At 42.8% G+C, this 16,430-nt stretch carries 16 protein-coding genes and 2 tRNA genes; 8 read left to right on the top strand and 10 right to left on the bottom strand.

Going from position 1 to position 16,430, the window contains the following annotated elements; translation table 11 throughout:
• Window positions 1-110: 110 nt before the first annotated feature.
• Window positions 111-746 carry a class I SAM-dependent methyltransferase gene (locus HM003_01800; protein ID MBX5328075.1) on the bottom strand — a complete coding sequence of 212 codons (636 nt, stop codon included), beginning with the start codon at window positions 744-746 and terminating at the stop codon, window positions 111-113.
• Between the two features lie 164 nt (window positions 747-910).
• On the opposite strand from HM003_01800, the gene HM003_01795 reads away from it, so the two are divergent.
• Window positions 911-1,474, top strand: a complete 564-nt coding sequence (locus HM003_01795; GenBank protein MBX5328074.1) for a hypothetical protein — start codon at window positions 911-913, stop codon at window positions 1,472-1,474.
• Between the two features lie 13 nt (window positions 1,475-1,487).
• Here HM003_01795 and HM003_01790 read toward each other — a convergent pair whose 3' ends face one another.
• A complete protein-coding gene (locus HM003_01790) occupies window positions 1,488-2,609 on the bottom strand; it encodes a fructose 1,6-bisphosphatase (GenBank protein ID MBX5328073.1) in 1,122 nt (373 codons plus the stop codon).
• A gap of 132 nt (window positions 2,610-2,741) precedes the next feature.
• Between HM003_01790 and HM003_01785 the strand changes: the two genes are divergently transcribed.
• From HM003_01785 to HM003_01775, 3 genes are all read left to right on the top strand, one after another.
• Entirely contained in the window at window positions 2,742-3,242 is a 501-nt protein-coding gene (locus HM003_01785; protein ID MBX5328072.1) for a hypothetical protein, read from the top strand.
• 146 nt (window positions 3,243-3,388) lie between these two features.
• Window positions 3,389-3,464 (top strand) — tRNA-Arg (locus tag HM003_01780).
• Between the two features lie 102 nt (window positions 3,465-3,566).
• Window positions 3,567-4,484 (top strand): EamA family transporter, encoded by a 918-nt coding sequence (locus tag HM003_01775; GenBank protein ID MBX5328071.1) that lies wholly within the window; start codon window positions 3,567-3,569, stop codon window positions 4,482-4,484.
• A 10-nt stretch (window positions 4,485-4,494) separates the two neighbouring features.
• On the opposite strand, the gene HM003_01770 is transcribed toward HM003_01775, so the two are convergent.
• Window positions 4,495-5,343: a histone deacetylase gene (locus HM003_01770; GenBank protein ID MBX5328070.1), complete on the bottom strand. Its 849-nt coding sequence runs from the start codon at window positions 5,341-5,343 to the stop codon at window positions 4,495-4,497.
• A 97-nt stretch (window positions 5,344-5,440) separates the two neighbouring features.
• Between HM003_01770 and HM003_01765 the strand changes: the two genes are divergently transcribed.
• Window positions 5,441-7,390: an arginine--tRNA ligase gene (locus HM003_01765; protein MBX5328069.1), complete on the top strand. Its 1,950-nt coding sequence runs from the start codon at window positions 5,441-5,443 to the stop codon at window positions 7,388-7,390.
• Between the two features lie 6 nt (window positions 7,391-7,396).
• Here HM003_01765 and deoC read toward each other — a convergent pair whose 3' ends face one another.
• Window positions 7,397-8,062 (bottom strand): deoxyribose-phosphate aldolase, encoded by a 666-nt coding sequence (deoC, locus tag HM003_01760; GenBank protein MBX5328068.1) that lies wholly within the window; start codon window positions 8,060-8,062, stop codon window positions 7,397-7,399.
• A 129-nt stretch (window positions 8,063-8,191) separates the two neighbouring features.
• On the opposite strand from deoC, the gene HM003_01755 reads away from it, so the two are divergent.
• Window positions 8,192-9,253 carry a deoxyhypusine synthase gene (locus tag HM003_01755; GenBank protein ID MBX5328067.1) on the top strand — a complete coding sequence of 354 codons (1,062 nt, stop codon included), beginning with the start codon at window positions 8,192-8,194 and terminating at the stop codon, window positions 9,251-9,253.
• On the opposite strand, the gene HM003_01750 is transcribed toward HM003_01755, so the two are convergent.
• The 4 genes from HM003_01750 to HM003_01735 form a co-directional block, all read right to left on the bottom strand.
• Window positions 9,237-10,193, bottom strand: coding sequence for a deoxyhypusine synthase (locus HM003_01750; GenBank protein MBX5328066.1), 957 nt, complete (start codon window positions 10,191-10,193; stop codon window positions 9,237-9,239). The genes HM003_01755 and HM003_01750 overlap by 17 nt on opposite strands.
• A 78-nt stretch (window positions 10,194-10,271) precedes the next feature.
• Window positions 10,272-11,144, bottom strand: coding sequence for a class I SAM-dependent methyltransferase (locus HM003_01745; protein MBX5328065.1), 873 nt, complete (start codon window positions 11,142-11,144; stop codon window positions 10,272-10,274).
• 16 nt (window positions 11,145-11,160) lie between these two features.
• Window positions 11,161-12,054: a RimK family alpha-L-glutamate ligase gene (locus HM003_01740; GenBank protein ID MBX5328064.1), complete on the bottom strand. Its 894-nt coding sequence runs from the start codon at window positions 12,052-12,054 to the stop codon at window positions 11,161-11,163.
• The gene (locus tag HM003_01735) at window positions 12,032-12,724 is read right to left on the bottom strand and encodes a hypothetical protein (protein ID MBX5328063.1); all 693 of its coding nucleotides are present in this window, start codon (window positions 12,722-12,724) and stop codon (window positions 12,032-12,034) included. The genes HM003_01740 and HM003_01735 overlap by 23 nt, the downstream gene beginning before the upstream one ends.
• A 31-nt stretch (window positions 12,725-12,755) precedes the next feature.
• On the opposite strand from HM003_01735, the gene HM003_01730 reads away from it, so the two are divergent.
• Entirely contained in the window at window positions 12,756-14,030 is a 1,275-nt protein-coding gene (locus tag HM003_01730) for a hypothetical protein (GenBank protein MBX5328062.1), read from the top strand.
• 21 nt (window positions 14,031-14,051) lie between these two features.
• On the top strand, window positions 14,052-14,597 hold the full coding sequence (locus HM003_01725) for a YkgJ family cysteine cluster protein (protein MBX5328061.1): 546 nt from the start codon (window positions 14,052-14,054) through the stop codon (window positions 14,595-14,597).
• Between the two features lie 100 nt (window positions 14,598-14,697).
• Here HM003_01725 and HM003_01720 read toward each other — a convergent pair.
• A tRNA-Arg gene (locus HM003_01720) sits at window positions 14,698-14,773 on the bottom strand.
• A gap of 39 nt (window positions 14,774-14,812) precedes the next feature.
• The gene (lysS, locus tag HM003_01715) at window positions 14,813-16,426 is read right to left on the bottom strand and encodes a lysine--tRNA ligase (GenBank protein MBX5328060.1); all 1,614 of its coding nucleotides are present in this window, start codon (window positions 16,424-16,426) and stop codon (window positions 14,813-14,815) included.
• Window positions 16,427-16,430 lie beyond the last annotated feature (4 nt).

The following is a 16,430-nucleotide window of genomic DNA, read 5'->3' as shown; positions in this document are numbered from 1 at the left end:
TTGATAGTAAGGTATTGCTTAATGAGGGCATTGCTTATTTACTTTCCTAGATGCTGATGTTTGCTTTAAGCTTGACACATCAATAATACCTTGATTACAAATCTGGATGCTTATGTCTTTGCTGTTAGTATCCAGCGGCTGCGAAGTTTGCCTTCAACTGTTTTCTCGACTAATTGCAAGTTAAGAATTTTGAAGTTTTTGAAAAGATATCGTATTTCTTTTTCGTCAGTGAAATGGTGAAGAACACCCGCTTCGACACCACTCTGCTCTGTAAACGTATTTTCTTCAATTTCAATGCCTTTTCCATAACTATAAGTCCTTTTAGAAAGAAAATTTATCAACAATAATCCTTCTTGCCGCAATATTCTTTGAATTTCAAATATTGTTTTTTGAATGCCCTCTAGTCTTTGGTGATAAATAGTATGAAGGCAAACTACCGCGTCAAAGCATGAGTTTACATGAGGCAGATTTTTCATATCACACTTTGCAAGGTAAACTTCTAAATTTTGTCTTCTCAATTTTTCTTTAGTTAAGGTTAAGCCTGTTTCCGAAACGTCTACGCCGTGAGCTTCAAATCTTTGTTTTGACAGAAAAACTAGATGTCTTCCTGCGCCACATCCTAAATCTAATACTCGTATTACTTGTCTTTTCTTTTTGAGCGAATTTGCAAAATTAACAACAATTTCGTCAGGTTCTTCTCGACTATACCATTCTTCACGCAATATCTCATTCCATTCTGTCAACATTTATTTCCTCGCACTTCTTTGTCCACAGTCTAATAATTTTGAATTGTTGTTTAAAGAGTTGCTTGCAAATCAACGCAGAACAACGAGTTCAAGCAATAAAGGGTAGGGAAAAATTTGAAAAGTCTATAAGGCACATATAAACATATTAAGTGGAGTGCAACGAAATGAGCATTTCACCCATTAAACGGTTAATTATTGAAACCATGTGGATGCTTGACAAACCCACAAAGACCAATGAAATAGCTAAAGAAACGGGATTGGCTCTTCGTCAAGTCATGATGCACTTGATAGGGTTAACACGCATGGGATATTTGGAATCGCCAGAAAAAGGCGTTTATGTCCTAACAGAAAAAGGCAAGAAAATGCTTGGTTTCCCAGAAATAGATAACGGAAAAGCTGCAGAAATTCTAACTTACCTACCAATAGAAAGATCATTTCACTTTTACGTTGACATTGGAAAACCCTTAAACATTCACGCGGCTAGTCTTCAAGACTTCTGCGACAAAATCGTGAAGGTTGACCCGGCTTCAATAGAATTTCACGTCAACCGTGGAGATTTCGAAGCGTGGTTTATGGGGCTAGGCGACATTGAATTGGCACGAAAGACCTTGCTCATAAAAGAGCACAAATTTTTTGGAGAAGAACTACGCCAGAAGCTTTACGAAATTGTGAAAAATCGATGCGAAGAGTTAGCTAGGATAAGGAAAAAAGCGGCTGCAATCAACTAATTCTTTGTAAGTTCTAAGCTGATTCGAAGCGTTCCTTGAGTTTTTCTAGAGTTTGCTGTAAAGTTGTGTATTCCATTTCTTCGGGACCTAAACGTGCTGGTTCAAATTCTCCCATGCGCCTAAGCATAGCTGCATACTCTAATGCTTCACGTCTTGCTAGGGCAAATGCAACGTCGTCGAATAGGTCCGCAATCATGGGTTTTCCGTTGTCGTCGCTTGCAATTTTACCGTTCGCGATTTGAAAGCCCAATGCAACGATTCTTGGCGGTCCGTCAAAAGCTGTGCATTTGGCGTCTTTCAGTCCCACTGGCATTATGGGTCCCCAATGGCTTCCGCGCATCCATCCTTCAACGAGGTAGCTGTGCATGAAGGGCACAAGTATTTCGCCTACTGCTGGTAATCCATGTTGTGCGCGTATGACCATGACTGGGTCGTCTTTTCCGATGTATTTGCCTGCTATTTGCGAAAGTCTGGTTACGCTGCCTACAGCGCATATTAGGTTGTCTCTGGCTCGCCAAACACGTGAAATCATGTATCGTTGTACTGTTCCTATTAGGGCGATTAATTCGTACATTTCTTCTGGGCATTTTAGTGCGACTTTTGTGTTTTCTATGGTGTCTAACACTTCGAATTTGAAGCCGCCATTCATGTTTGGGTCGATTACTAGTCCAGCAGTGTTCATTGGGTCGGCGAATATGCGGAAAAGTGGATAGTTGAATGCTCCACCTGAAGTTTTGTCTGCTGCTAATACCACGATCGGGTCTGAACCTCTTTCTTCTATTTCCATTTCTGCAAAGCCTGGACCCATCCCGCGGATGTTTCCGCTGAAGGCTGTTTTGAGGAGGTCTTGCCCAGCACCGTAAAGTTTCAGTTCTAATGCTTTATTTGCGGTTTCTTGGAATGTGTCCCAAGCGAGTTTGTGGATGTTTGTGTTTGCTTCTCCGTTTTCGTGTACCATGAGTAGTTGTAGGTCGTCTCCAACGTTGAATACGTAGTAACTGTTTATCAAGCCTTCTTCTTTTGCTTTTTTGAGGTTTTTTTCTGCGATGTTGAGAAGGGGTTTAGGAACGATGTGGTGACCAGCTAGTGAGCCCACGTCACATTTGATTAGGGAGATTGTGGTTTTTTGTGGCATGAAGCACCACTCAATCTATGCTCCAGTTTAGAAGTTAGGGGTTGTAGGTTTTAAAAGACTTCCGAAAGGGAAGTTAGCAAAAGAAACATAAAACTAAAGGATTGTTTATACTAATGTGGTGGGAAATCTTTGATGGAAAAGTTGAGGGTTGTTTCTTTCAAGATACCTGAAGAAGTTTACAAGGAGATGCTTTTGCGGGTTCCAGAAGGTGAGAGAAGCGATTTTATTCGTGATGCTATTTTGGAGAAGTTGCAGAAAACTCCTAAGCCTGACAAGCTTTTGGAGTTGGAGCAACGAATGGATAAAGTGGAGAAGGAATTTTCTGAGATAAGAAGGTATCTTGCTGATTTAGAGTTGCTTACGCATGAGCGTGGCGCAGCAAATCCTCACACATTTTGTATTGATGAAACAGACCACAAAATAGTGGATTACCTTATTCATTATAAGGGTGCGACAACTCCTGAATTGGCGGAATATTTGAAGGCAAACAGGTGGTTTGTTTTGAATAGGCTGAAAAGAATGCAGAAAGCGTCTAAACAGCAGCTTGGAAAATCTATCATAGTGTTTTATCCGGGCGAGAAATCGGGTAAGAAGAAAGCATGGTGGATAAATGAAGAGTTAATGGAAGCTTAATGTTTGAGTGTTGTTGTAATAGCTGTGCTTACAGGTTATAGCCCCCCTTATAAATAGGTTGAATTAGAGTTTAGACTTGATATGCTTGGGGCAGTACAGCAACAATTAATTTGTGTTGCCCATACATTGTTCTGCAGATAAGCTAGGGGCCCGTAGCCCAGTACGGATAAAGGCGCCGGCCTCCGGAGCCGGAGAACCGGGGTTCAAATCCCCGCGGGCCCGTTGAACATTTATTTATGTTTATTTTTGGTCTGTGTGACGGCAAAAACACTAAATCTTTGCAAATAGTAATTGTTTGTTTCTTAATGTGGGGTTGCAGCTGATTTGAAGATTAAGGTGGTAACGGCTTTTTTGGCAGTTTATCTTATTTGGGGTTCGACTTACCTAGCGATTAGGTTTGTTATTGAGTCGTTGCCGCCGTTCTTCATGGCTGGGACACGGTTTTTGGTTGCGGGAGCGATTTTGTATATTTTTGCTCGATTGCGTGGTGTGGAAGGCGAAACTAAGGGTGATTGGAGTCGTGCTTTTGTTTTGAGCGGGTTAATGTTGTTGGGTGGGCATGGTGCTGTTGTGTGGGCTGAACAGTGGGTGCCTTCTGGTTTGGCATGTTTGTTGGTCGGTACTGTGCCTTTATGGATGGTTTTTCTGGACTGGATGTGGAACAAGCATAAGCCAAACGTTAAGGTTGTTGGTGGAGTAGTTTTGGGTTTTGTCGGCGTTATCTTGCTTGTTGGTGGAGTAGAAAGTTTAGGCGCTAGTAGCGTTGACCTTGCTGGAGCTGGAATTATCGTGTTTGGTACTTTCTTGTGGGCCAATGGTTCATTGTATTCGCGTTCTGCCAAACAACCAAGGTCACAGTTGTTAGCCACCGCGTTGGAAATGGTTGCGGGTGGATTGTTGTTGTTTTTGGTAAGTTTAGCAACTGGCGAGCTGAGCCGTGTAAGACTGGATTTGATTTCCATGCGTTCGCTGGTTAGCTGGATTTATCTCGTCGTGTTTGGCGCGCTTGTTGCATTTACTTGTTACATTTGGCTGTTGAAGGTGACTACGCCGGCGAAGGTTTCGACATACGCTTATGTAAACCCGATTGTGGCGATGTTTCTTGGTTGGGCGCTGGCAAATGAGCCTATAACTACGAGAAATGTGGCAGCCGCAACTATAATCCTCACAGCAGTAGCCATAATAACCGCGTATGAAGCACACAAAAAGAACCGAAAAACAAGTAAAAATAGCGCCAAATAATTGCTTGACGCTAAATTGAACTTTCATAAGCCTTTAACAGCGCGTTTATATCGTTTCCCACGTTTTCTCCATTGTATCCGCCTTCCAACACAAAAAATGTGTGCCTTCCTAGCTTGGCAATTCTTTTTCCAATCTCTCTGTAGGCTTTCTCTGTAAGCCCAAGACTCGCTAAATCTCCCGTGTGAGTGTCAAACCCAGCGGAAACCGCAACCACTTCAAACCGTTCCAAATCAACCGAACTCAACGCCTTATCAAGCGTTGCTATATGCGCTTCGTCTCCACAGTCCGGCGGCAACGGAAAATTCAAGCAGTTTCCTTCATGGAAAATGCCTGTGCCCGGATAATTTGGGTGTCTGTGTAGGGAAATGTAGGTGACTTTTTCGTTGCCTAAGAAAATCTCTTGCGTGCCATTGCCGTGGTGTCCGTCTATGTCCAGAATCAGCGTTGGCTTGTTTAGGTGTTTTACTGCAATTGCGATGTTGTTGAAGTAGCAGAATCCTCGAGTGTAAGCGCCTAAGGCTGCGCCGTTCACGCCGGCATGGTGTCCAGGCGGACGCATAATCGAGAAACCGCCAACTTTAGCTGCCAGTATTGCTCCACCAGCCGATAATCGAGCGAACTCAAAAATATTGTCATAAGCTGGAGTGTCTCCGTCAGCAACCAAACCTTTCCTAACACCCCAAACATAATCCGCATCATGCGCACGCAGCAAATCATCCTCACTGGCGGGTTCAGGCTCCAAAAACTCATATCCGAGATTTTTCAAAATCTCCGCGGCCTTCCTAACTCTCTCCGGCCCTTCAATATGATAATGCCCGTACCCTAAGCATTTTTCGGAAAAGATGATTTTAGTTCGCATATTTCCACAGCTGACAAGCTAATTGATTTTCAAATTAAAATATAACCTCATCCCTTTAAATGATGAGAAACTCTTTGGCGATTGAGGCTAACATGCGATGACTTCAGCGAATCCCTTTGCCGAATTTCGCAGCGAATGCGAGAAAATCCTAGCAGAGGCTTTTAAGAAAGCTTTTCCAGAAATCCAAATGCCCGAGTTAACTTTTGAAAGACCGCCAGTTCCAGAGTATGGACAGCTTGCGTCTTCTGTATGTTTTGAGCTTGCCAAGAAAATCGGCAAAAATCCACTCGACGTAGCTAAATTGCTAACTAAAACTATTAAAAAATCCAAATTAGACTTAACTGAACGTGTGGAGCCCGCTGGGGCTGGATACGTAAACTTTCACGTAGATTTTGCAAAGTTTTCAGCGTTAACCGTTAACTCAGTTATGCAGTTTGATGCAGACTACGGTTTTGTCAAAACCGAAAAACCACAAAAAATCATCGTGGAACACACAAGCGCAAACCCAGCCCATCCCATACACATTGGAACCGCCAGAAATCCCATGCTAGGCGATTCGCTCGCTCGCATACTAAACGCTAGAGGACACACGGTTTTTCGTCATTTTTATGTTGATGATGTTGGTCGGCAAACAGCGGTTATGGCTTATGGTTACGAGAAACTTGGCAAACCAAAACCCTCTGAGAAGCCAGACCACTTTATCGGCAAAATCTACACGATAACAAGCTGCATAGTTGAAATCAACCGCCTAAAAAGAGAGTTAGACCGCGCAAAAACGGTTTCAGCCACGAAAGAAATTGCCAAAATCAACCGTGAATTGGACGAATGGATGGCTGTGGCTGTTGAGCTAAAAGAGAAACATCCAGACCTTTTCGAGAAACTCCTAGAGAAAATAAGCAAAGACGCAGACCCAGAAAGCGAGATTGGAAGGCTAAACAGAGCCTACGAGACGGGAGAAGAAAAAGCAAAAAAGCTCGTGAGAGAAGTTGTTGAGCTCTGCATACGAGGGTTTACTGAAACCCTCAGCCGTGCTGGCGTTATCTTTGATTCGTGGGATTGGGAAAGCGATTACGTATGGAACGGCAAAGTTTCCGAGGTTATTCAAAGACTAAAAACTACATCATACGTTTTCACTTTGGGCGGGGTTCTGGAATTTGATGCAGATAAAGTTGCGAGAAACTATGGTTTGAAGGCTAAGCTTTGCTTGAGAGAAGATTACGAAATTCCGCCTCTGACGCTTGTGCGTGCGGATGGCACAACATTGTACACGACGCGGGACATCGCCTACACTTTGTGGAAGTTTGAACGAGCAGACAAATACATTAACGTTATAGGAATGGAGCAAACTCTCGCTCAATTACAACTGAAAATCGCGTTGCACGCCATAGGCTATGGCAAGCATGCTGAAAATCTAGTACACTTCGCCTATAATCTCGTTTCTTTGCCCGGTTACAAGATGAGCAGTCGAAGAGGACACTACATAATGTTTGACGAAGTAATGAACGAAGCAGTGGAACGCGCTTACGAAGAAGTTTCGAAGCGCTCTCCACGATTGTCTGAAAAAGAAAAAAGAGACATTGCAGAGTTTGTTGGCATAGGCGCTGTCCGCTACGCGCTGGTTGAAGTTGACCCTTCCAAACCCGTCGTGTTCACGTGGGACCGCGTACTGAACTTCGAAAAAAACAGCGCACCCTACATTCAGTACACACACGCAAGAGCATGCAGCATCCTACGCAAAGCCGAAAGAAAACCTGAAAAACCAGACTACAAGCTACTGAAAGAGCCACTTGAACACGAAATAGTCTTGTCACTTGCAAGTTTTCCAGACACTTTCATCGAAGCATCAGAATATCTCAAGCCAAACATGATTGCTGACTTCGCTAACGCTTTAGCGGATAAATTCAACACTTTCTACAACGCGTTTCCCGTGATAAAAGCTCAACCGAAAGGGCTCAGCGACGCAAGACTAGCCTTAACGGATGCTGTCAGAATTGTGTTGAGAAATGCTCTCAACTTAATTGGGATTAAGGCGCCGGAGAAAATGTAGCTTCGTTTACGGCACTCCTTGAATTATTTGCAATGCCGTGCTTGTTCCTATTCTGTTTGCGCCAGCTTCTATCATGGCGATTGCGTCGGCATATGTTCTTATTCCGCCCGCTGCTTTAACGCCCATGTGTTTGCCAACAGTCTGTCGCATCAACCTTACATCTTCTGTTGTTGCACCTTTACCAAACAAGCCCGTTGACGTCTTCACGAAATCCGCTCCCGCTTCTTTAGCGAGTTTACACGCAATTATTTTCTCGTCTCTGGTTAGAAAAGTGGTTTCTATTATGACTTTGACAATGATGTCTTCAGACAGCCGTTTAACGTCTACAACCGCTGCAATATCTCGCTTCACAGCCTCGTAATCGCCAGATTTCATTGCGTTCAAATTGATGACCATGTCTAACTCTTCTGCACCATCTTCAACTGCTTTAACTGCCTCCAAAGCTTTTATTTCTGGCAGTGAAACGCCGACTGGGAACCCGACAGTTGAGCAGACCTTGACGCTTGAGCCTTTAAGGATTGAAGCGGCAAGTTTCACGTAAAATGGGTTGACAACTGCGCAGCGAAAACCATATTCTGCGGCTTCTCTGCATAGCTTTTCAATTTCGCTTTTTGTAGCTGTTGCCTTCACGTTTGTGGAATCTATCATTTTGGCTAATTCTTCCTTTGAAATCCTCAATTAAGTTCACACATCCAGCGTTAGACTACAATAGAATCACATTTAACTTCTATGCTTTTCCACGTTTAGCATAATAAAAACTCATATACTAGTCGCTATATCATAAACGGGCGGTGCATAGTCATGATTGATGAGTATTTTAAGAGAAAAGTTGAAGCCATAGAAGTAAAAGAAAAAAGCATTTCTCAGCTTTTGGCGGAGATGAGCAGAACAGCCTATCAAGGAAGAAAACTTGGAGAAGCTGTGGAAGTTTGGGAAGCCATGCTGAAAGAAAAGAACTTAACAATTATCATGGGCTTTTCAGGTTCGATGAGCACGGCTGGACAGTGGAAAATAGTCAACTGGCTTATGGAAAACCGCTTCATCGACGTTCTCGTTTCTACAGGCGCAAATGTTTCTGAGGACATTGTGGATGCTATGGGTTTTGGATATTGGCAGGGAAGCCACATGGTGAACGATGAGGCGCTTCTAAAGGCTGACATAAACAGGTATTATGACGTGTTTGGCAAGGAATCTGATTACAGGAAAATGGAAGAGTTGATGACTGATTTTCTGTTAACGTTGCGAATGGACTTCACATACTCTTCTATGGAGCTTCTTTACTTGTTCGGCAAGTGGCTCAGCAAAAAAGGAATAAAAAGCATAGCTGCAGTGGCGGCGGAAAATAACGTGCCAATTTTCTGTCCTGCAATTTCCGACAGCGCTTACGGCGAAGCCTTCTTAATGGCTAAAAACATGGGACACCCAATCGTAGTAGATTCAGTTAAAGAGTTCGACCAGTTTGTGGGCATAGGTGAAAAAACAAAAGATATAGGAGTCGTCTACATAGGCGGAGGCGTACCCAAAGACTTCACGCAACTAATTGCAATATCTGTCTCGCCGAAAACCATGGACAAGGGTGTGCCTGGAAGGGAAGGTTTCAAACGCAAAAGCGTCCAAGAATACTATTACCCGCACAAATACGCAATACAAATCACAACCGACTCACCTCAATGGGGTGGCTTGTCCGGCTGCACCTTAGAAGAAGCAGTTAGTTGGGGCAAAATCCACAGTGAAGGAAAAAAAGCCGTCTGCTACTGCGACGCAACAATCGCTTTGCCACTCATAACGCATGCGTTAAATGAAAGAGTGAAAGCTAAAAGGAAAGCGCCGGACCTTTCGTGGCTTTTCAGCCAAGTCGTATAGGACTTTTCTTTAATCTATTTATCAGCGAGCTAATCATTATTGGCAGTATAAGCGAAGCGTCGCCCTCAATCATTATGCGTTTTGCTTTTGCGCTTATTTTTCCCCATGAAACAGCTTCTCTCGGTCTGGCTCCGGAGAGGCTTCCGTCCCACTCGTCGGCTGTGCTTATGTAAACCGCGTAGTCTAAGCCTTCTCTGAACTGGTTCCACCAAAGCGTATGATGTTTCGAGATGCCTCCGCCTACTATTAGTGCGCCGGTTTTTTTCGCTTCGTAAACGATGTCGCTGAGTTCGCTTGAATCTTTTAATAGGTTGATTTTGAAGTTGTGGTCTTGAGAGAAAAGCCACAGTTGATAGCCTACGGCGCCGTCTGTTATGCCTGGCACGTAGACTGGTATTTTGTTTTTTGCTGCCCAATAGAGAATGGAGCTTTCGTTGCAGATTCTTTCTCCAATTTCATGGCACAACTGACTGGATGAGAGTTCTTTTACGCCTTCCTTCCATAAACTCTGAAGCATCTTCTGCATTTTCTCTTCGATTACTACGCCGTAGCTTTCGTTTGGGACAAGCACGTTTCCTAAACGGTTCATGCCCTTCCTACGGAGTTCAGCGTCGTTCATAACGAACGAACCCTTGTAGTAGTTTTTCCAGCACCTAGCAATGTCATGGTCAAGGGCTCCGCAAGTAGTAACTATAACGTCGACGAGCTTATTTTTCGCAAACTCTTTGAAAACTCCCCTAGTTCCTGTGGCTACAAGATTTCCAGTGAAAGAAAGAAACTTCACACACTCACGCATCCTAACCATGCGTTCCAGAATTTCCACGCCAACAGCCAGTTTCCCAGCGGTAAAACCCCACGCCCTCTCCATCTGCTTGACAAGAGCATCAACAGTCATTCTCTCCGAAAATTCGTAATCTTCAACACTATTTTTCAGCGACATATATTATCCCTTGTTGCCACAACAAATTGTGAATGATAAGATAAATAGCTGTCGACAACGCATGACCTAATAAATAAGTTATTTTTTCTCTGCACAGATATAGCAATTCACATAATACAATATTACTCCGTATTTCGCTGCCATTGCAGGAAGATCAGCTTCATCGGGACTCAATGCTTTTTCGGCATTTTCAAAGTAGCTTGTAATGGAAAATCCGGCTTTTTTTATTAACTCTTCATAGTTGGTCTTTAGGTGCGAAATTTTCTCTCTCCATTTAATCTGCACATTTTTCGGAAGTTTTGAAAAACTTTCTTGTGTTATCTTCCCTTCACAGACATATAATAAACCTCTCTTCTTTAATATCCGATAAGTTTCGACCAAGGCTTTGTCCGTGTTTGGAATGTTGCTGAACCCTCCATAGCTAGTGACTATATCAAATGAATTGGAGTGTATTGGCATGTTGGTGGCATCGAAAGCGGCAAAGCTCACGTTAACGCCTAAATCATGCGTTTTCAAGTATAACTGCCACTCGTGAAGCACTTTAGCGCTTAAATCGCTCATTAATACTTTGGCTTCCGAGTTGATGTAAACGATTCCAGGCATGTTTCCGCCGCCTGGTCCCGAGGCGACATCAAGAATTAAACCGTTATATTCTGCAATGTTTTTGCAAAATTCTTTGTGCTTAAGATTAGTTTGCATTCGCTCTATTTGGCTCTCCCAATTGCGTCTAATCCAGTCACCTTTTCTAATCTCGTCAATGTCCTTTTCGCTCCACGCTGGAACAGAGGTGGGAACAAAATCTGGAATGCCCTCTCGCACAGGGAAGAGTACCAGCCCATCAGCTGTTTTGAGAACACCGTCTTTCCACTGGACACCGTACCTTGTTCCATCATATTTTAAAGGCTTGAGGGAACCAGGCGCAGCGAAAATTTTCTGAAAATCTGGATGCAAATTATTCGCCCATACTCTAGTCTATTAAGTATTTTATTATTTTCTCGTACACATCCTTGTTTCGCAAGTCTTCTTGTCCCGCATATATGCTTGGGTTGTCGTTAACCTCTACCACAAGATAGTTGCCATCAACCTCTTTGATGTCCACTCCATAAAGTCCATTTCCAACAACCGCACATGCTTTAAGCGCTGTCTCTTTCAATTTAGCCGGCGCGTTTTCTTTTTTAAGCGATACGGTTCTACCCCAAACAAAACTGGGCTTACCGCGGCGTTTGGCGCCGTGTTTCCATCTTCCTTTCGGCACCATGTATTTGCAAACATATAAAACCTCGCCGTTTAACACGCCGACTCTCCAGTCAAAAGCGGTTGGCGTAAACTTTTGCACAGCCAAAACATCGGATTTTCTGAAAAATCTTTTTGCAACTTCACGGAAACTTGTTTCGCAGGCGACTTTTTCCACGTATCTTGAGAAGCTCGTGTATGGCGCTTTGACTACGACTGGTCTTCCGAATGTTCTGAAGATTTCTAATATGCGTTTGTGGTGGAAGTCGTCTTTGTTGATGATGATTGTTGGGATGCGTGGGACATCGTACTTCTCAAAGAGTGAATAAAGGTGAATTTTGTTTCCGCAGATTTGTATCGATTTTGGGTCGTCGACAACTTTTAAGCCAGTCTCCCAAGCGGTCTTGGAAACTATGTATGCAGTAAAAAGCGGGTCTGTCGTTGCTCTAATAAAAACAGCGTCGTACTTTGGAATTTCCAGAAGATTCTCTCGAAACATGAAATTGAAATTGTGACCCAGTTTTTCCGCTGTAAACTTGAAATTCTCGAGCGCTTTGGCTTCTTTTGGGTCTGTAAAATTATATTTCTCGACAAAACAGGCGATGTTAGCCAATCCGATGTTCACCATTCTTAGAAATTTGCCAAATTTCTTCGCTAATTACTTTCAAGTCCTTTGGTAAGAGTTCCTCTTTTCTTAATGGTTGAAGCCCGCACAAGTAAGCTTCTTCTTCCGCACGTTGAGCATGCAGTTTACAAAGCGGAATTCCGAAGACCTCGTATACCATCTCCGAAATTTCTCTTATTTTTCCATCCATTTCACATTTTCCGAAAATGGACTTAAACGATATCACCTCGCCTTGGAGAGGTTGCGCGCAAACAGGAAACTTGTAATTCATTTCTAAACTTTTTACTGCTCTGTAAAGGGCGCTTCTGTTTTTTGCGATTCTGAAACCATCGTATGAAAATGGGTTTACTGCGAAAAGAACAGTTGGAAAACCGATTTCAGCCATTATCTGCTTCACTGAACCAGTTACTATGTAAGGTACGGTTGGAATGCCCGCTTTTGAAGCGCGAAGCAGCAGAATTGGCGTTCTGTAAGCGTCAACCAAGTTTTCGCTTGTTGGAATCACCGAGTTGCCTAGAATTTCCGCGTGCAAAGACACGTAATATCCAGTTTTCAAATAGCGGTAATCATTGTTAATGTTGAGAGTAAAATCTTTAATTGACGATTCAAGGAACGTTGACGGCTTCATTGTAGGCAAATCTGTGGTTAGGTCGATGTTTGAGACGACCAACACGCATTAAGCACCAGATGAGTGAAAAAGCGGTATTTGCTTCAGACTATTTAAAATTAACTGTAATTTTTATATCATATTCCAGAAACAAGTAGAATTAAAAAAGGGAACAACCACGTACAAAGCTTTAGAGGTTCTCGGACCAGAACATGAATTTTCCATAGTAAACGAAGAACTCAAAGCACTGCCAATCGTTGACAAAATCATAAAAGATTTCCGCGGACGTATCGTAAACTTCGTAGAACAACCAAACTTCACTTTTGGCAAAGAACTTCAATTACACGTAATGGAAATAAAACCTAACAAACCTTTCAAGTCACCCATAGAATTTGAAGAAAACATGCATAAAGCAGTTCTCACAATAGCTGATTTTTTAGAAAGAAAATACAAAGCAAGCCTTCTCGGAACCGGCATGCACCCACTACTAAAACTCGAAGACACGGGAATTTGGCCCCATCGTCACAGGCAGATTTATCAAGTTTACAGCAAAGTTTTCAATCTCAAACAACACGGGTGGCTTAACATTCAAAGTTTTCAGCTGAACTTGCCATATTCTCGCGAAAAAGAAGCAGTCCTGATGCATAATTTGCTTGCGGAAACCTGCGCTTACTTGCCTGCCATTTGCGCATCTTCGCCTCTATTTGAGGGACATTTAGGGGAATACATTGACAACCGATTGCTTTTCTACATGTTGAACCAAAAAGAAGTGCCCTCCATAACTGGCGATGTAGTGCCAGAATATGTTTCTTCGTTTAAGCACTACAAAGAAGAGATTATTGGTAAATATTCTTTGGACCTTGTTAAGGCTGGCGTGAACGAGTGTCTTCCTTATCAAGACTGGGTTAACTCTCGCGGAGTAATTTTCCGATTTGACAGAAGAGCCTTTGAAATACGCGTGATGGACGAGCAAGAATGTGTTAAATCAGACGTAGCTTTGAGCTGTTTTGTAAGAGCTTTACTAAGAGGATTATTAAACGACGGAGAAACTGCGCTTTTGCCTCACGAAATGTTAGTGAAAGATTTCAACTCAATAATCCATAAGGGATTAGAAGCACGCGTTTTACATCCTCATGGAAATACTGCCCGTCATGTTTGTGAACATTTTTTGAATGTTGCTTGGGAAAATGCAACAGATGAAGAGAAGAAGTATCTTCCGATAATAAAGAAAAGACTGGAGAGTGGCAATTTGTCGGAAATTATCAGAGAAAAAGTTTTGAGAAAAGCACTAAAGACAGATTTGCATGAAGCGATAGTCAGCGTTTACTTAACACTTATAAAGTGTCTCTTGAATAATCAACCTTGCTTCTGAAAACAATAAGGGAAGGCTCCCATGACTACTAGAGAAGAACGGCAAAGCAACTTCTTTGATGTCTGCGGCTCTTGCAAAATCAGCTGTTGCCAAGAGGCATATCCCCCAATAACAGACCAGCGTAGGCGAATAATCGAAGCGTACTTGAAAGAGCAAAAAATTATGATTGAGAATTCTTTTGTTCACGTGGGCTACACTTTTCCAAGAGGAGACACAGAAGGCTACTGTATATTCTATGACAAAAAAACAAGAAAATGCCAAGTGCATCCTGTAAAACCAGAAACATGCGTCGCCGGCCCAATAACCTTTGACATAAACAAAAAAACCCAAAAAATCGAATGGTACCTTAAAATGGAAAAAATATGCCCATTAGCAGGAAAAATGCACAAAAATCGGCCGATTCTCAAAAAACACGTTGAATCAGCAAAAAAAGAAATTTTAAGACTCATAAACCAGCTTGATGCTGAAGCGCTACAAACTATACTGAAAAGAGACGAACCCGATACGTTCAAAATAGACGAAGACAACATAGAAAAGGACATCTTAAATAAATTATCCAAAAAATGACGAACCCTAATGAATTAAATTTCCATTAAGATTCTCCATGCCGAATATTGCCAATATCCGAAGTAAAGCAGTAACAAAAAAGGCATGGATAAAAATTGAGCAGGCCCGCTGGGATTTGAACCCAGGATCTCCGGCTCCGCAGGCCAGCGTCCTAATCCTGCCTAGACTACGGGCCCAAAACAGACTTTGTGTTTGTAGTAGAAAAGGGTTTTTGGTTAACTCGCATTTGTGTTTGTTAGTGCCCGTTCTAGCGCGTTTATTACGTTTTGTTTTCCCATTGTCATTATGTAGGGTCCGAGTCTTGGCCCCTGCGGCACGCCTATTAGAATTGTGTATAGGGTTTGGAAGAATGAAGCTGGTTGTAATCCATGTTTTTTAGCTGTGTTGAATATGGCGTTTTGTATTTTTTCTGCTTCGCTTTCAGTTTTTAAAACTTTAAGCAGTTCTGCTATGGCGGTTTTTTCTTTGCTGGTTAGGCTTATTTCTGTTTCTTTTATCTCTTCAAAATCCTTTGTCCAATTAAACGCATAGTCAATTCGCCTTTTTAATTCGTCGTCAAGTGTTTGATTTTTCTCTAAGTAGCCGTAGCTTCGAAGGGTTTCTGTGATAAACTCTTCTTCGCGACCTTTCGGCGCCATTTTAGCCAGAAAAGTCAAAATGTTATAGGGAACATGCGTGCTTGGCTTAAGTGGCGGCTTCATCGCCCAGCAATACTTGTAAAGCCCTCGACGCTTTGCAAGTTCTCTTTCATCTTTCACTGTTTTCTTTCCGAAATACAAATCTTCTAAGTAATCCAGTTCGTTCATGTAAGAAGGAATGTCGGTCACATCTAAAGTGCGTGAGCCAACAAACCTTTTCAGCATAAGCAGCATAAGCGATTGAGGCGAACCATACTTAAACCATGTCTGTGGAGTAAACACCACACCAGCTGATTTTGAGAGCCTTTTGCCACTTTTGTCCAGAAACAACTCGTATTTCGCATGAGACGGCGGTTCCCAGCAGAATATGTCTCGGCATATGCGGTCGTTCACCCGCACGGAATCCGCAACTTCCTTGCCGAAGGCTTCAAACCGTATGTCTAGTGCTTTCCATCTTACTGCGAATTCGCCCTTCCAGCTTAATTTGCCGTCGCCTTTCCGGTAGTCCACTTCGCCTTTATGTCCACAACCTTCAAGCCATCGCCCTTTAACTTCCATTCCTTCGCATGAGTAGAGAATTTTGCCTTCTTTCGGCAGGAAATCGTAGGTTTTGGTTGTGTATATGCGTCCACAGTTTTCGCAGACTGCGAAATAGGGTAGAACCTCTAGAAACTTTTCTTGTCCGACTTCTTCTTTAACTATTTCTCCGATTTTCTTTGCATTCATGAGCACAGTTTTGATTTCTTCGTTGAACAATCCTTTTCGGTAGACTTCCGTGCCAGACATGAACATGTATTCTATTCCGCATTTGTCAAGCGCATCAAGAAGCAGCAAGGTCATGTGTTCGCCGTAACTTGCGTGACAACCAAAAATGTCAGGAATGTCTGTCACTGGACGCCCCAAGTGCTCTTCAAGAGACTCTGGCATTCCCGCTGGAACTTTTCTTAGTCCGTCCTTGTCATCTGCAAAGGCGATAAGTTCGGATTTGAAGCCTTGCTCTCTGAGTGCCAAAGTCACGGCGAAAGACCGCGCTGCATCGCTTAGATTGCCGATATGCGGAAAACCAGAGGCTGCTATGCCCATTTCGGTTCGAATTAAATTTAAGCTTCTGCCTAGTTTCTGTTCTCTTTCGATTATTTTTGCTGCCATTTTGTCGTACCATGTTCCTCGACCGATGATTTTCTGGCTCATTCGC

The organism is Candidatus Bathyarchaeota archaeon A05DMB-5, from assembly GCA_019685655.1.
Taxonomy (GTDB): Archaea; Thermoproteota; Bathyarchaeia; order Bathyarchaeales; family Bathycorpusculaceae; genus DSLH01.
Note: the sequence above shows the minus strand (reverse complement) of the source record. Positions and strands in the feature narration are given on the sequence as shown.

Coding starts and splice junctions, on each gene's coding strand:
- HM003_01800 (MBX5328075.1), bottom strand. CDS start 746: ATGTTGACAGAATGGAATGAGATATTGCGTGAAGAATGGTATAGTCGA.
- HM003_01795 (MBX5328074.1), top strand. CDS start 911: ATGAGCATTTCACCCATTAAACGGTTAATTATTGAAACCATGTGGATG.
- HM003_01790 (MBX5328073.1), bottom strand. CDS start 2,609: ATGCCACAAAAAACCACAATCTCCCTAATCAAATGTGACGTGGGCTCA.
- HM003_01785 (MBX5328072.1), top strand. CDS start 2,742: ATGGAAAAGTTGAGGGTTGTTTCTTTCAAGATACCTGAAGAAGTTTAC.
- HM003_01770 (MBX5328070.1), bottom strand. CDS start 5,343: ATGCGAACTAAAATCATCTTTTCCGAAAAATGCTTAGGGTACGGGCAT.
- HM003_01765 (MBX5328069.1), top strand. CDS start 5,441: ATGACTTCAGCGAATCCCTTTGCCGAATTTCGCAGCGAATGCGAGAAA.
- HM003_01755 (MBX5328067.1), top strand. CDS start 8,192: ATGATTGATGAGTATTTTAAGAGAAAAGTTGAAGCCATAGAAGTAAAA.
- HM003_01750 (MBX5328066.1), bottom strand. CDS start 10,193: ATGTCGCTGAAAAATAGTGTTGAAGATTACGAATTTTCGGAGAGAATG.
- HM003_01740 (MBX5328064.1), bottom strand. CDS start 12,054: ATGGTGAACATCGGATTGGCTAACATCGCCTGTTTTGTCGAGAAATAT.
- HM003_01725 (MBX5328061.1), top strand. CDS start 14,052: ATGACTACTAGAGAAGAACGGCAAAGCAACTTCTTTGATGTCTGCGGC.
- lysS (MBX5328060.1), bottom strand. CDS start 16,426: ATGAGCCAGAAAATCATCGGTCGAGGAACATGGTACGACAAAATGGCA.